At 69.7% G+C, this 13,359-nt stretch carries 13 protein-coding genes and 1 pseudogene; 3 read left to right on the forward strand and 11 right to left on the reverse strand.

Annotated features, from left to right (window positions below; genetic code table 11):
• Position 1 precedes the first annotated feature (1 nt).
• A complete protein-coding gene (locus tag LRS14_RS10165) occupies positions 2-988 on the forward strand; it encodes a GlxA family transcriptional regulator (protein ID WP_257799458.1) in 987 nt (328 codons plus the stop codon).
• Here the strand turns inward: LRS14_RS10165 and LRS14_RS10170 are convergent, their stop codons facing one another.
• The 6 genes and pseudogenes from LRS14_RS10170 to LRS14_RS10195 all read right to left on the reverse strand — a co-directional run bounded on the left by LRS14_RS10170 (position 989) and on the right by LRS14_RS10195 (position 8,566).
• Positions 989-1,630: an HAD family phosphatase gene (locus LRS14_RS10170; protein WP_257799459.1), complete on the reverse strand. Its 642-nt coding sequence runs from the start codon at positions 1,628-1,630 to the stop codon at positions 989-991.
• A pseudogene (pgi, locus tag LRS14_RS10175) lies at positions 1,627-3,227 on the reverse strand (glucose-6-phosphate isomerase). Before pgi ends, LRS14_RS10170 begins: the two are co-directional and overlap by 4 nt.
• Positions 3,224-4,177 carry a transaldolase gene (tal, locus tag LRS14_RS10180; RefSeq protein ID WP_257799460.1) on the reverse strand — a complete coding sequence of 318 codons (954 nt, stop codon included), beginning with the start codon at positions 4,175-4,177 and terminating at the stop codon, positions 3,224-3,226. The pseudogene pgi and the gene tal overlap by 4 nt, the downstream one beginning before the upstream one ends.
• Before the next feature lie 78 nt (positions 4,178-4,255).
• Positions 4,256-5,311 carry an ABC transporter ATP-binding protein gene (locus LRS14_RS10185; protein WP_257799461.1) on the reverse strand — a complete coding sequence of 352 codons (1,056 nt, stop codon included), beginning with the start codon at positions 5,309-5,311 and terminating at the stop codon, positions 4,256-4,258.
• Between the two features lie 11 nt (positions 5,312-5,322).
• Positions 5,323-7,515, reverse strand: a complete 2,193-nt coding sequence (locus LRS14_RS10190; protein WP_257799462.1) for an iron ABC transporter permease — start codon at positions 7,513-7,515, stop codon at positions 5,323-5,325.
• A gap of 10 nt (positions 7,516-7,525) precedes the next feature.
• Complete coding sequence (locus tag LRS14_RS10195; protein ID WP_046114128.1) at positions 7,526-8,566, reverse strand: ABC transporter substrate-binding protein; 1,041 nt, start codon at positions 8,564-8,566, stop codon at positions 7,526-7,528.
• A gap of 161 nt (positions 8,567-8,727) precedes the next feature.
• Between LRS14_RS10195 and zwf the strand changes: the two genes are divergently transcribed.
• Positions 8,728-10,197: a glucose-6-phosphate dehydrogenase gene (zwf, locus tag LRS14_RS10200; RefSeq protein WP_257799463.1), complete on the forward strand. Its 1,470-nt coding sequence runs from the start codon at positions 8,728-8,730 to the stop codon at positions 10,195-10,197.
• Positions 10,197-11,066: a MurR/RpiR family transcriptional regulator gene (locus tag LRS14_RS10205; protein WP_257799464.1), complete on the forward strand. Its 870-nt coding sequence runs from the start codon at positions 10,197-10,199 to the stop codon at positions 11,064-11,066. Before zwf ends, LRS14_RS10205 begins: the two co-directional genes overlap by 1 nt.
• On the opposite strand, the gene LRS14_RS10210 is transcribed toward LRS14_RS10205, so the two are convergent.
• The 5 genes from LRS14_RS10210 to mlaD all read right to left on the reverse strand — a co-directional run bounded on the left by LRS14_RS10210 (position 11,045) and on the right by mlaD (position 13,353).
• Positions 11,045-11,323, reverse strand: coding sequence for a lipid asymmetry maintenance protein MlaB (locus LRS14_RS10210; protein ID WP_046114125.1), 279 nt, complete (start codon positions 11,321-11,323; stop codon positions 11,045-11,047). The genes LRS14_RS10205 and LRS14_RS10210 overlap by 22 nt on opposite strands.
• A 7-nt stretch (positions 11,324-11,330) precedes the next feature.
• On the reverse strand, positions 11,331-11,519 hold the full coding sequence (locus tag LRS14_RS30660; RefSeq protein ID WP_404977544.1) for an ABC transporter substrate-binding protein: 189 nt from the start codon (positions 11,517-11,519) through the stop codon (positions 11,331-11,333).
• The gene (locus LRS14_RS10215) at positions 11,467-11,946 is read right to left on the reverse strand and encodes a phospholipid-binding protein MlaC (protein ID WP_404977545.1); all 480 of its coding nucleotides are present in this window, start codon (positions 11,944-11,946) and stop codon (positions 11,467-11,469) included. Before LRS14_RS10215 ends, LRS14_RS30660 begins: the two co-directional genes overlap by 53 nt.
• 140 nt (positions 11,947-12,086) lie before the next feature.
• A complete protein-coding gene (locus LRS14_RS10220) occupies positions 12,087-12,857 on the reverse strand; it encodes a VacJ family lipoprotein (RefSeq protein WP_052736413.1) in 771 nt (256 codons plus the stop codon).
• Between the two features lie 4 nt (positions 12,858-12,861).
• Positions 12,862-13,353, reverse strand: coding sequence for an outer membrane lipid asymmetry maintenance protein MlaD (mlaD, locus tag LRS14_RS10225; RefSeq protein WP_257799465.1), 492 nt, complete (start codon positions 13,351-13,353; stop codon positions 12,862-12,864).
• Positions 13,354-13,359: the final 6 nt, after the last annotated feature.

Consider the following 13,359-nt stretch of genomic DNA (forward strand, 5'->3'; position numbering starts at 1 on the left):
CATGGTCGAGGTCTGGTTCGTGGTGCTGCCCGGCACCTTGCTGCTGGACCTGGCAGGCCCGGCCGAGGCCCTGCGCATGGCCAACCAGCGGCTGCAGCGGCTGGGCCAGCCGCCGCGCTTCCACCTGCGCTTCGTAGGCCCGGCGCGGCGGCCCGACAGCTCGGTGGGCCTGGCCCTGGCCGCAGTGGAACCGCTGCCGGCTCGGCTGGCCGGCCCCACCTGGGTGGTGTTGATGGGCCAGCCTTCGGAGCGGCCGATGCTGCAGGCGCCCGAGTGGTTCACCACCCGGCAGTGGCTGGCGCAGGTGATCGCGCCTGCACTGGGCAGCGCCCTGCCCACCGGTGGCGATGCACAGGCCGGCGCCGGCCTCGTGACCATCTGCGCCGGTGCGCTGCTGGCGGCCGATGCCGGCCTGCTGCGGCCCGGCCAGCGCTGCACCACGCACCATGAGGTGGTGGATGTATTGCGCAGCCTGGCGCCTGCGGCCGACGTGGTGGGCAACCGCGTCTTCGTGGAGCAGGGCCCGGTGGCATCGAGCGCGGGCATCACCGCCGGCATCGACCTGGCGCTGCACCTGGTGGCGCGGGAATGCGGCGAGGCCACGGCCAGCGCCATCGCACGCAACATGGTGATGTACCTGCGCCGCGGTGCGGACGACCCGGAGCTGTCGCCGCTGCTCAGCGGCCGCAACCACCTGCATCCCGCGCTGCACCGGGTGCAGGACGCCATCTGCGACAAGCCCGGCGCGGCCTGGTCGGCCGAGGCCATGGCCCGGGTGGCGCATGTGACGCCGCGCCACCTGGGCCGGTTGTTCCGCGAGTTCGTCGGCACCTCGCCGCGGGCCTACGTGGAACAGGTGCGCAGCGCACTCGCGCAGGAAGCGCTGCGCAGCGGCTTGGCCGTGCAGGCGGCCAGCGAGGCGGCTGGCTTCAGCTCGCCGCGGCAGTGGCGCCGGGCCCGCACGCGGGCGCGCGGCGCCGCGGCCTGACTACGCCACCAGGCCCAGCTCCACCAGGCCCTGGCGGATGGCCGGGCCATTGGTGGCCAGCACGGCCTGCCAGCCACGCACACGGGCGGCTTCGACGTTCTTCGGATGGTCGTCGATGAACACCGTGCGCTCAGGCACCAGCCGGAAGGTGGATTCGGCCAGCGCGAAGATCGCGGCGTCGGGCTTGATCAGCTGCACCCGGCCACTGAACAGCCCATCCTGGAAGTCGCGCACGAAGGCGTACTCGCGCTCCAGGTGGTCCGCATAGGGCGCCGGCATGTTGGACAGGTAGAACTGCCTCAGCCCGCGCTCATGCAGGCCGTGCAGCAGCGCCACGGTGTCCGGCAGCGGCTGCAGCTCGTGCGGCACGGCGTCGATCACGGCCAGCGCCTCGGCCTCGCTCAGGCCGGTGCGCCGGGCGATGCGGCGGGCCAGCTCGGGCACTTCCACCGTGCCGCGGTCGAACTCGGCCCAGTCGCCGCCGAAGCTCTGGAAGAACTGCTCATGCCAGTGCGCGGCGCTGATGTCGTCCTTCACGCGGCTGGGCAGGCTGGCCGCCAGCAGCACCCGCGGCCGCCAGCGGAACAGCACCGCCCCGAAGTCCCACACCACCGTGTCGATCGTGGATCGCGCTTCGCTCATGCCGCGGTGAGCCTCTTCAGCAAGCCGGCGGTGGAGCCATCGAGCCCTTGCGTCTCGCCACTGGACAGGCGCGGCAGCAGGTCGTTGCACAAGGCCTTGCCCAGCTCCACACCCCATTGGTCGAAGCTGTTGATGCCCCACACCACGCCGCTGGTGAACACCCGGTGCTCGTACAGCGCGATCAGCGCACCCAGCGATTCGGGCGTCAGCCGGTCCAACACCAGCGTGGTGCTGGGCCGGTTGCCGGGGAAGGTGCGGTGGCGGGCCACCGTTTGCGCGTCCAGCTCCGCCGAGGCGGTGGGCGCCTTCTCCCCCGGGCGGCGTCGGTGGTCTTGCCCAGCATCAGCGCCTGGCTCTGTGCCAGGCAGTTGGCCAGCAGCTTGCGGTGCAGGTCGGCATGGGCATGGGTGGGCGTCTTCACCGCGATGAATTCCACCGGAATCACGTCGGTGCCCTGGTGCAGCATCTGGAAGTAGGCATGCTGGCCGTTGGTGCCGGGCTCGCCCCACACCACCGGGCTGGTGCCGAAGGGCAGCGGCTCGCCGGCCAGGTCCACCTGTTTGCCGTTGCTTTCCATCTCCAGCTGCTGCAGGTAGGCGGGCAGGCGCTTCAGGCCCTGGTGGTAGGGCGCCACGCTGCGGCTGGAAAAGCCGTGGAAGTTGCGGTACCAGACGTCCAGCAGGCCCAGCAGCGCGGGCAGGTTCTCGTTCAGCGGCGCGGTGGCGAAGTGACGGTCCATCGCATGCGCGCCGGCCAGCAGCGCGCGGAAATGCTCCGAGCCGATGGCGATGGCGATGGGCAGGCCGATGGCGCTCCACAGCGAATAGCGCCCGCCCACCCAGTCCCAGAAGCCGAACGTGGTGCCGATGCCGAACTTGGCCGCGGCCTCGATGTTGGTGGTGGTGGCCACGAAGTGCTTGTCGACGTCGGTGCCGCCGTTGGCCACGAACCAGTCGCGCGCCACCTGCGCATTGGCCATCGTCTCCTGCGTGGTGAAGGTCTTGGAGGCGATGATGAACAGCGTCTCGGCCGGCTTCAGCCCGCGCAGCACCGGCGTGATGTCGTGGCCGTCCACGTTGCTCACGAAATGCATGGTGATGGCCGGGTGCACGAAGGCGTCCAGCGCCGGCACCACCATCTGCGGCCCCAGGTCGCTGCCGCCGATGCCGATGTTCACCACATGGCGGATGCCGCTGGCCGCGGTGTCGCGCACCGTCTCGGCATAGGCCAGCATGCGGTTCAGCACCTCGTGCACCTCGGTGCTGAAGGGGCCCTGGCCGGCCGGCGCGCGCAGCGCGGTGTGCAGCACGGCGCGGCCTTCGGTGGTGTTGATCGGCTCGCCGGCCAGCATCGCGTCGCGGCGGGCTTCCAGGCCGCATTCGCGCGCTAGGTCGAGCAGCAGCTGGCGGGTGGCCAGGTCCCAGCGGTTCTTCGACAGGTCGGCGAACACCTGCGGCGCCTGCACCGCGAAGCTGGCGAAGCGGCCCGGGTCGCGGGCGAAGGCCTCGCGCAGATCCAGGTCGCGGCCATGGGCCTCAAAGTGGCCCTTGAGCGCACCCCAGGCCACGGTGCGGTCGCAGCGGGGGGCCGTGCTCATTTGCGCAGCTCCTCGATCAGCTTGTCCAGCTTGATGGCGTCGGCGGCAAAGCCGCGGATGCCTTCGGCGAGTTTTTCGGTGGCCATCGCGTCCTCGTTCAGTGCGTAGCGGAATTCGGGTTCGTTGTACGTCACTGCATGGATGCTGGCCGCCTGGGCCGCGGCGGCATCGAGCCGGCGGGCCACGGGCGCATCACCCGCCTGCAGCTGGGCGAGCAATTCGGGGCTGATGGTGAGCAGGTCGCAGCCGGCCAGCGCGGTGATCTGGCCCACGTTGCGGAAGCTGGCGCCCATCACTTCGGTCTCGATGCCGAAGTGCTTGTAGTAGGTGTAGATCTGGCTCACCGACTGCACGCCCGGGTCGTTGGCGCCGGCCATCGCGGCTTCGTCCCAGCCGGTGCCGGCCTGCTTCTTGTACCAGTCGTAGATGCGGCCGACAAAGGGCGAGATCAGCGTGATGCCCGCCTCGCCGCAGGCCACGGCCTGGCAGAAGGCGAACAGCAGCGTGAGGTTGCAGTGGATGCCTTCGTGCTCCAGCGCCTTGGCCGCCTGGATGCCCTCCCAGGTGGCGGCCACCTTGATCAGCACGCGGTCGCGGCCGATGCCGGCACGCTCGTACAGCTGGATGAGGCGGCGGCCGCGGGCGATGGTGCAGGCCATGTCGAAGCTCAGGCGCGCGTCCACCTCGGTGCTGACGCGGCCGGGCACCACCTTCAGGATCTCCTGGCCGAAGCGCACCAGCACTTCATCCACGATGTCGGCCAGCGGCTCGGCGCGGTGCGCGGCCACGGCTTCCTGCAGCAGCGGCGCATAGTCCGCATGCTGCACGGCCTTGAGGATCAGCGACGGATTGGTGGTGGCGTCGCGCGGGGTGAACTGCGCGAGCTGCTTGAAGTTGCCGGTGTCGGCGACGACGGTGGTGAATTGCTTGAGTTGATCGAGCTGGTTCATGGTGATTCGCTCCTGGCGCGCCAGCGGCGCCTTGGCGTCATTAAAACCCGACTGTGGCCGCACCCTGCGTCAAGCGTGTTACGTGCCCGCGGCCACCACCGACACGCCATGGCCCTGCAGCCGCAGCCAGGCCGCCTCGCCGGGGCGCCAGCCGCGCTCCACCTGCGGCGTCACCACGAAGATGTCGCCCAGCTCGGTGGCCAGCGTCAGCTCCAGCACGCTGCCGAGGTAGGCGCTCTTGCTCACCGTGCCGGCCAGCGTGTGGCCCGGCTCGCCGGGCAGGTCGCCCAGCGCCCAGGCCTCGGGCCGCACCGCCACCTGCACCGCGCCGGCCGCCACCGGGTGGCGCGATGCAAAGCGCAGCGGCCCCAGCGCCACCGTGCCGTCCTGCGCAGCAGTGGCCGGGAACAGCATCGCCTCGCCCATGAAGCCGGCCACGAACTCGGTGGCCGGCAGCTCGTACAGCGATTGCGGCGTGCCGGCCTGCGCCACCACCCCGCGGTCCATCACGATGATCTGGTCGCTCACCGCCAGCGCCTCGGCCTGGTCGTGCGTCACGTAGGCCACGGTCAGCTTCAGCCGCTGCTGCAGGCTGCGGATCTCCTCGCGCATCGAGCGGCGAAGCCGTGCATCGAGGTTGGACAGCGGCTCGTCGAACAGCAGCACCGCCGGCTCCAGCACCAGCGCACGCGCCAGCGCCACCCGCTGCTGCTGGCCGCCCGACAGCGCGCTCGGCAGCCGGTCGTCATAACCGGTCAGGCCCACCGTCTGCAGCGCGATGCGTGCGCGCTGCAGCTGCTCGGTGCGCGGCACGCCGCTCACGCTCAGGCCGTAGCCGACGTTCTCGATCACGCTCATGTGCGGAAACAGCGCATAGCTCTGGAACACCATGCTCACGTTGCGCTCGGCCGGGCCCAGCGTGGTCACGTCCTGGCCGTCGATCAGGATCTGCCCGCCGGTCGGCGTCTCCAGCCCGGCGATCATGCGCAGCGTGGTGGTCTTGCCGCAGCCGGAGGGGCCGAGGATGGTGGTCAGCGTGCCCTTGGGCACCGTGAAGCTGATGCCCTGCACCACCAGCGGCGTGCCGGGCGCGCCATAGCGCTTGCTGACGTTGCGGAATTCGATGCCGTTCATGCGGCGCTCCTTCAGGCGGCGCGGCGGCCGAGCTTGCGCTCGCCGACCAGCGCCTGGATCAATGCGGTGGCCAGCGACATCAGCACGATGAGCACGGTGCAGTACGCCAGCGCCACGCCGTAGTCGCCGTTGCCGACGCGGCCAATGATGTAGGTGGTGGCCAGCTCGTTCTCGGCCGTCACCAGGAAGATCACGGCCGACACCGTGGTCATCGAGCGCACGAAGCTGTAGACCAGCGCGGCCACCAGCGCGGGCTTGAGCAGCGGCAGCACCACCCGGCGCAGCGTGGTGAAGGTGCCGGCGCGCAGCACGGCCGAGGCTTCGTCCAACGAGGGATCGAGCTGCTTGAAGGCCGCCGTGCCCGCCCGCACGCCCACCGGCAGATTGCGGAACACGAAGCACAGCACGATGACCAGGCCGGTGCCCGTCAGCTCGAACGGCGGCACGTTGAAGGCCAGCACGTAGCTCACGCCCAGGACCGTGCCGGGGATGGCGAAGGCCAGCAGCGCACCGAACTCGAACGCGCCCTGCCCGCGGAACTGCGTGCGCGCCAGCAGCCACGCGATCAGGAGCCCGATGAAGGCGCAGATCGGCGCGGCCACGCCAGCCAACTTCAGCGTGGTGAACAGCGAGTTCCAGGCGCTGCCGGCCCACACCAGGCCGTGCTCGCCCCACTGCAGGTCAAAGGCGGTGCGGAAGTGCGCCAGCGTGGGCGTGTAGTCGCGCCCCCAGGTCTGGACGAAGCCGCCGGCGAAGGCGAACAGGTACACCACCACGGTGAAAGCCAGCCAGGGCAGCGCCAGCGCCACCACGCTGCGGCGCACCGGCGTGGGCAGCGGCATGGGCAGGCCTGCGTCGCCCTTGCCCGACACGGTGGTGTAGCTGGCCGTGCCCAGCACCTTGCGCTGCAGCACGAACACCGCCAAGGCAAACACGGTGAGGATCAGCGCCAGCGAGGCGGCGCGGCCCTGGTCGTACTGCGCGCCCACGATGGCGAAGAAGATCTCGGTGGACAGCACCGCGTACTGCCCGCCCACGATGATGGGGTTGCCGAAGTCCGCAATGCTCTCGATGAAGCCCACCAGGAAGGCATTGGCCAGCCCGGGCTTGAGCAGCGGCAGCGTCACCGTCATGAAGGTGCGGGTGCGGCTGGCGCGCAGGGTCTGCGCCGCTTCCTCCAGCGAAGGCGCGATGCCCTGCACCACGCCGCGCATGATCATGAAGGCGATGGGCGTGAAGGCGAACATCTGCGCCAGCCAGATGCCGAACACGCCGTAGAACCAGCGCGTCGGCTCGATGCCGAAGGCCCATTCCATGAACTGGTTGGCCAGCCCCGCGCGGCCGAACAGCAGGATCAGCCCCAGGCCCACCACGAAGGGCGGCGTGATGATGGGCAGCAAGGCCAGCACGTTCAGCGGCTTGCCCAGCCGGCGCGCGCCACGCTCGGACAGCAGCGCGATGGCGGTGCCCATCACCGTGGTGCCCGCGGCCGTGAGCAGCGCCAGCCACAGCGTGTTCCAGGCGACGCCGCAGCGCCCGCCGCCGGCCAGGCAGCCCAGGCCCCACACGCGCTCGTTGCCGATGCGCTCGACGATGGCCTGCGCGGACAGCGCGCCATCCTCGGTGAACGCCGCGCCCGACAGCGCGCGCAGCACCGGCAGTGCCACGAACAGCGCCAGCAGCGCACCGCAGAACACCACGGCCGCGGCCACGAACACGTCGCCGCGGAAGGCGCCCATGCGCGCCAGGCCCGCGCCCAGCAGCACCAGCAGGCTCAGCAGCACCAGTGCGCCGCCCAGGCCGATGCCGTACTGGCCCTGCGGCAGCTCGCCGAAGCGGGTGTTCAAGGCCTCGAAGGCCCATCCGGTGGCGCCGATGGCGAAGCCGCTGCCCAGCAAGCCCGCCAAGCCCAGCGCAGCGCCCAGCACCAGCCCTCGGCCCTGCGCGCGGCCGGCGGGCAGCAGCACGAGCGAAACCGCCGCCATCAACAGGCCAACGGCGCCGATGAGCAGCCAGGGCCGGCCATGCCGCAGCGCGTGCACCGCGCCGCTGGCGGTGTCGGTACCGCCGAACACACCGCCGATCGACTGCAGCAAGGAGAGGTTCTGCGGCAGGTACCAGGGCAGCAGCACGAAGGCGGCCGCACCCAGCGCGCACCACAGCGCCAACACGCGCCCGGTGCGCGCGGCTTGGAGCTTGCTCATCACCGGGCGGTCAGCGCGGCAGCGAGTTGACGTCCTTCTCCCAGCGCGCGATCAGCCGCCGACGTTCGGCGCTGGCGCCGTACTTCTTGTAGTCGTACTTGATGAGCTTGATCTTCTGGAAGTCGGGCACCCGCGGGTCCACCGGCGTGGCCTTGTTGGAAGGCAGCTGGAACTGCTTGGCCGCCGCGCCGAACTGCTGGGCCTGCGGCGTGAGCGCCCATTCATAGAACTTCTTGGCCGCCTCCAGGTTGCGCGAGCCCTTGATGATGGACATGGACCCGATCTCGGCGCCGGTGCCTTCCGAAGGTGTCACCGTCTCCACCGGAAAGCCCTGCATCTTCTCGGCCGGTGCGTCATGCACGAAGCTGATGGACACCGTGGTCTCGCCGCGCGCAGCGGCCTTGATGGGGCCGGTGCCGCTGCGGGTGTACTGGCCGATGTTCCTGTGCAGCTGCTTCAGGTAGTCGAAGGCCGGGTCCTCGCCCATCAGCTGCACCAGCGTGGCGATCATGGTGTAGGCCGTGCCGCTGGACGCCGGGTTGGCCACCTGGATCTCGCCCTTGTACTCGGGCCTGAGCAGGTCGGCCCAGCTGCGCGGCACAGGCAGCTTCTTCTTGGCGATGAGCTCGGTGTTGTAGCCGAAGCCCAGCGGCCCCGAGTACACGCCCACCGTGCGCCAGCCCGATTGCTCGGCCTGCTGCTGCGCCCAGGGATACAGCTGCGGCAGCGCGGCCGACTTGTACTCCAGCGTCAGGCCCTGCTCCGCTGCCTGCAGGTGCGGATCGCCGGTGCCACCGAACCAGATGTCGGTTTTGGGATTGGCGCGTTCGGCGATGAGCTGGGCCAGCGCCTCGCCGGAGCCCTTCTGCACGATGTTCACCTTGATGCCGGTGGACTTGGTGAACACCGTCTGGATCATGTTGCACCACTCGGCCTGGACTGAGCAGATGACATTGACCTGCCCTTGCTGGGCGTAGGCGCCGGTGGCGGCGAACAGCGCCAAGCCGGCGGTGCGGCGCAGGGTACGGGCGATCTTGTGGCTGAGATTCATCGCAATGTCATAAACGCAAAAATGCATCCTAGCCATGAAACCGTGCGTTTTTGCCGCTTGGCACACCGTACAAACCCCATGCGCCGCCAGACCCAGCGGATTTGACCGCCCCAAGAAACCGCGTCATAGTTCGCACCGTAACTTAATTACATCTGCGAGCCATGTCCTTCGATCTCGTGCTCTTTGGCGGTACCGGCGACCTCACCTGGCGCAAGCTGATGCCTGCGCTGTTCCAGGCCTTCCGCCATGGCAAGCTGCCGGCCGGCGGCCGCATCCTGGCCGTGGCCCGTGACGAGCGCAGCGACGACGCCTACCGCGACTTCATCCGCGAGCGCTTCAACGAGGTGGAAAGCGCCAAGCGCCCGACCGATGCCGAGTTCGACCGCTTCGCCCAGCTGCTGCACTACCGGCGCATGGACCTGTCGCAGCCCGAGCACTACGCCGGCCTGAAGCGCTGGATCGAGCAGCCCACCGCCGAGGAAGGCCGCACCACGCCGGCCGACACCGTGGTGCTGTTCCTGGCCACCAGCCCTCACCTGTTCACGCAGATCTGCGCGCAACTGGGCGCGGCCCAGCTGAACGGCCCGAACGTGCGCGTGGTGCTGGAAAAGCCGCTGGGCCACGACCTGGCCAGCGCACAGGAGATCAACCGCGCGGTCGCGGCTTCGTTCACCGAGCAACAGGCGCTGCGCATCGACCACTACCTGGGCAAGCCCTCGGTGCAGAACCTGTCCGCGCTGCGCTTCGGCAATGCCTTGTTCGAGCCGCTGTGGCGCCGCGAGAGCATCGCCAACATCCAGATCACGCTGGCCGAGGAGATCGGCGTGGGCACCCGCGGCGAGTTCTACAACCAGACCGGCGCCCTGCGCGACATGGTGCAGAACCATGCGCTGCAGCTGCTGACCATGGTGGCGATGGAGCCGCCCGCCAGCAATGATGCCGACGCCATCCGCGACGAGAAGCTGAAGGTGCTGCGCTCGCTCAAGCCCTTCACGCCCGACAGCGTGGTGCGCGACGTGGTGCGCGGCCAGTACCGCGGCGGCATCGTCGGCGGCAAGCCCGTGCCCGGCTACCTGGAAGAGAACAAGGTGCCCGCCGGCAGCCGCACCGAGACCTTCGTGGCGCTGCGCACCGAGATCCAGAACTGGCGCTGGGCCGGCGTGCCCTTCTACCTGCGCACCGGCAAGCGGCTGGCCGCGCGGGATGCGCAGATCGTCGTCAACTTCCGGCCGGTGCCGCACCCGATCTTTCCGGGTGCCAACGTGGCCAACAAGCTGGTGATCAAGCTGCAGCCGGAAGACGGCCTGGAGCTGCACCTGATGGCCGCCAAGGGCGCCGGCCAGGCCGAATCGCTGTCGCCGGTGTTCCTGGACCTGGACTTCGACAAGGCGTTTTCCAGCGAGCGCGTGGGCGCCTACGAGCGCCTGCTGCTGGACGCCATCGCCGGCCGGCTGAACCTCTTCGTGCGCAGCGACGAGCAGGAGCAGGCCTGGCGCTGGGTGGAGCCGGTGCTGGAAGCCTGGGCCCGCGACGATGGCGGCCCGCGCCCCTATGCCCCCGGCAGCTGGGGTCCGCCCGCTTCCAGCGCGCTGGTGGCGCGCGACGGCTACGCCTGGGCCGAGGAACAGTGATGCTCGACCGCATCAAGGCTTCGATTCCCGCGCTGCCGCCGGCCGAGCAGCGCGTGGCGCGCCTGGTGCTGGCCGATCCCCGCAGTTTCTCCAGCCTGCCGGTCACCGAGCTGGCCGAGCGGGCCCACGTCAGCAAGCCGACGGTGGTGCGCTTCTGCCGCAGCGTGGGTTATGACGGCCTGGCCGACTTCAAGCTCAAGCTGGCCGGCACGGTGAACGAGGGCGTGCCCTTCGTGCACCGCGCGGTGGACGAGGACGACAAGGCCGGCGACATCGTGGTGAAGGTGATCGACAACGCGGTGAGTGCCTTCCTGCACTACCGCAACGCGGCCGCCAGCCATGCCTTCGAGCGGGCCATCGCGGCGCTGGCGCAGGCCGGGCGCGAAGGCCGGCGCATCGAGTTCTATGGCGTGGGCAACTCGGGCATCGTGGCCCAGGATGCCCAGCACAAGTTCTTCCGCCTGGGCGTGTACGCCACCGCGGTGAGCGACGGCCATGTGCAGGTGATGAGCGCCACCATGCTGCAGCCGGGCGACTGCGCGGTGATCATCAGCAACTCCGGCCGCAGCCGCGACCTGATCGACGTGGCCGAGATCGCGCGCCGCAAGGGCGCCATCACCATCGTGGTGACGGCCAGCGATTCACCGCTGGCCCAGCAGACCACGGCCAGCCAGCAGGTGCTGCTGGCGGCCGACCACCCGGAAGACCACGACCGCTACAGCCCGATGGTGTCGCGGCTGCTGCACCTGCTGATCATCGACATCCTGACCACCGGCGTGGCGCTGCGGCTGGGGCCGCAGCTGCGGCCGATGCTGCAGGAGATCAAGCGCAACCTGCGCGCCAAGCGCTATGCGGCGCCGGGCGGCTGAAGCAGCTCGGCCACGCCATACAGGCCCGCCAGCTCCACCAGCGGAGCCGGCAGGCCGGTGACCTCGAAGCCGTGCCCCGCCGCCAGGGCCGCGCGGCGCGACTCCAGCAGCACGGCGATGGCCGACGAATCGAACACCTGCAGTGCCGACCCGTCGATCTGCAACACGCCAGCCGGCTTGGATTCCAGCGTCGATTCCAGCTGCGTGAGCACGCCGCAGGCGTCGGGGAAGGTCAGGCGCGAAGGCAGGGGCAGCATGCGGGCCTCAGCTCTTGGCGCCCGCGGCCGACTTGTTCAGCTCGCCGAGCTTGCCCAGCAGGCCGTCCACGCCGCCTTGCTGCAGGATGGGCGCGAACTGCTTGGTGTAGTTGGGCACCAGCCAGAAGCCGGCCACGTTCACGTCATAGATCTTCCAGCCACCGTTGCCGTTTTCCAGGCGGTAGTTCAGTGCCACTCGGCTGGCCGGCGCCGCGCACCTCGGTCTGCACTTCCACTTCCTTGTCGGTGGCCGCGCCGCGGAAGGGCTTCAACGCCACGGTGGTGGCAGGCTTCACCTCGCGCAGGGCGCCGGCATAGCTGCGCACCAGCAGCGTCTTGAACTCGGCCTGCAGCTTGGCCTTCTGGTCGGCGCTGGCCGAATTCCAGCGCTGCTCGCCCACGGCGCGCGAGGTCATGCGCTCGAAGTTGACGTGCGGCATCACGCGGGTGTCCACCAGCGCATTGATCTTGCTGATGTCGCCAGCCTGGATGGCCTTGTCCGCCTTCACGGCATCCACCACGTCGTTGGCCAGGTCCTTCACGAAGGCATCGGGCGCCTGCTGCGCGAACGCACCCACCATGGACACGCTGGTGACGAGGGTGGCAATGAACGGCTTGAACATGGATCGGACCCTTTCTCTGCGCCGCGGGAGGGCCCGCGGCTTGTGTTCGTCAGACCGGCGCCCGGCAGGCAAGTTCTGCCCGGCGCCTGGCCGGTTGTATCAACGCGCTGCAGCGCGGCGCGGCGCGGCCGCCGGGCGGCTCAGTTCGGCGGGTTGCCGTCCCACACCAGGCTTTGCCTGCGCTGCACATAGGCGTCGCGCACGAAGCTGTAGCGGTCCAGCGCCACGCTGTCCAGCAGGCCGGTGGCATTGAGCAGCGTGGCTCGCGCGTCGATCGCTTCCAGCGCGGTGATGGAGTAGCGCGTGGGGTCGTGCTGCACAAAGGAAGAGTCCCAGCCCATGTCCAGCGGCAGCGCCGCAGTCTCGCGGATCTGCGACGGACCCAGCAGCGGCAGCACCAGGTACGGGCCCGCGGGCAGGCCCCACCAGCCGAGCGTCTGGCCGAAGTCTTCCTCATGGCGGGTGATGCCGGCCTCGCTGGCGATGTCCAGGAAGCCGCCCAGGCCCAGCACGGTGTTGGTGGTCACCCGCACCGTCATGTCGTAGGCCTGGCGGGGCTTGCCCTGCAGCACCAGGTTCACCAGCGACCAGGCATCGTCCAGGTTGCCGAAGAAGTTGCCGACCCAGGTGCGCACGATCTCGGGCACGGCCTTCTGGTAGCCGGTGGCCACCGGCTTGAGCACCGCGCGGTCCACCGCGTCGTTGAAGCCGAACACCCCGCGGTTGAAGCCCTCGAAGGGATCGTTGACCCGCGCGGCGGCGGCATCCGCATCGGCGGTGGTCTCGGGCAGCGTGCCACCGGGGCCGGCAGGCTGGGTGGCGGGCGGCGTGGTCTGGGCCACGGCCAGCGGCGCGGCGGCAGCCAGCAGCGTGGCGGCGGCCAGCAGGGCCAGGGATTTGCGGTCAGGCATTACTTCAGACTCCCGTCGAGGCTGGGGGTGCGGCGGTGCCGGCATCGGCGGCCTTGCTGAACAGCACCTGGCTGATCAGGTCCTCCAGCACCACTGCGGATTGCGTTTCCTTGATGGCGCTGCCGGCCACCAGGTTCTTCTCGTTGCCGCCGGGCTCGATGCCGATGTACTGGTCGCCCAGCAGCCCGGAGGTGAGGATCTTGGCCGACGAATCCTCCGGGAAGGTCACGCCTTCCACCAGTTCCATCGTCACCACGGCCTTGTAGCTCTTGTTGTCCAGCTTGATGCTGGTGACGCGGCCCACCACCACACCGGCGCTGCGCACGGCGGCGCGCGGCTTCAGGCCGCCGCTGTTGTCGAAGGCGGCGGTGACGGTGTAGGTCTGGCTGCGGCCGAAGCTGGCCAGGTTGGCAGCCTTCAGGGCGAGGAACAGCAGGCCGGCCAGCCCCAGCAGCACGAACAGGCCGACGAAGATTTCAATGCGTTTTTTGTTCATGACTAT

The organism is Aquincola sp. J276, assembly GCF_024700035.1.
Taxonomy (GTDB): Bacteria; Pseudomonadota; Gammaproteobacteria; order Burkholderiales; family Burkholderiaceae_C; genus Aquincola; species Aquincola tertiaricarbonis.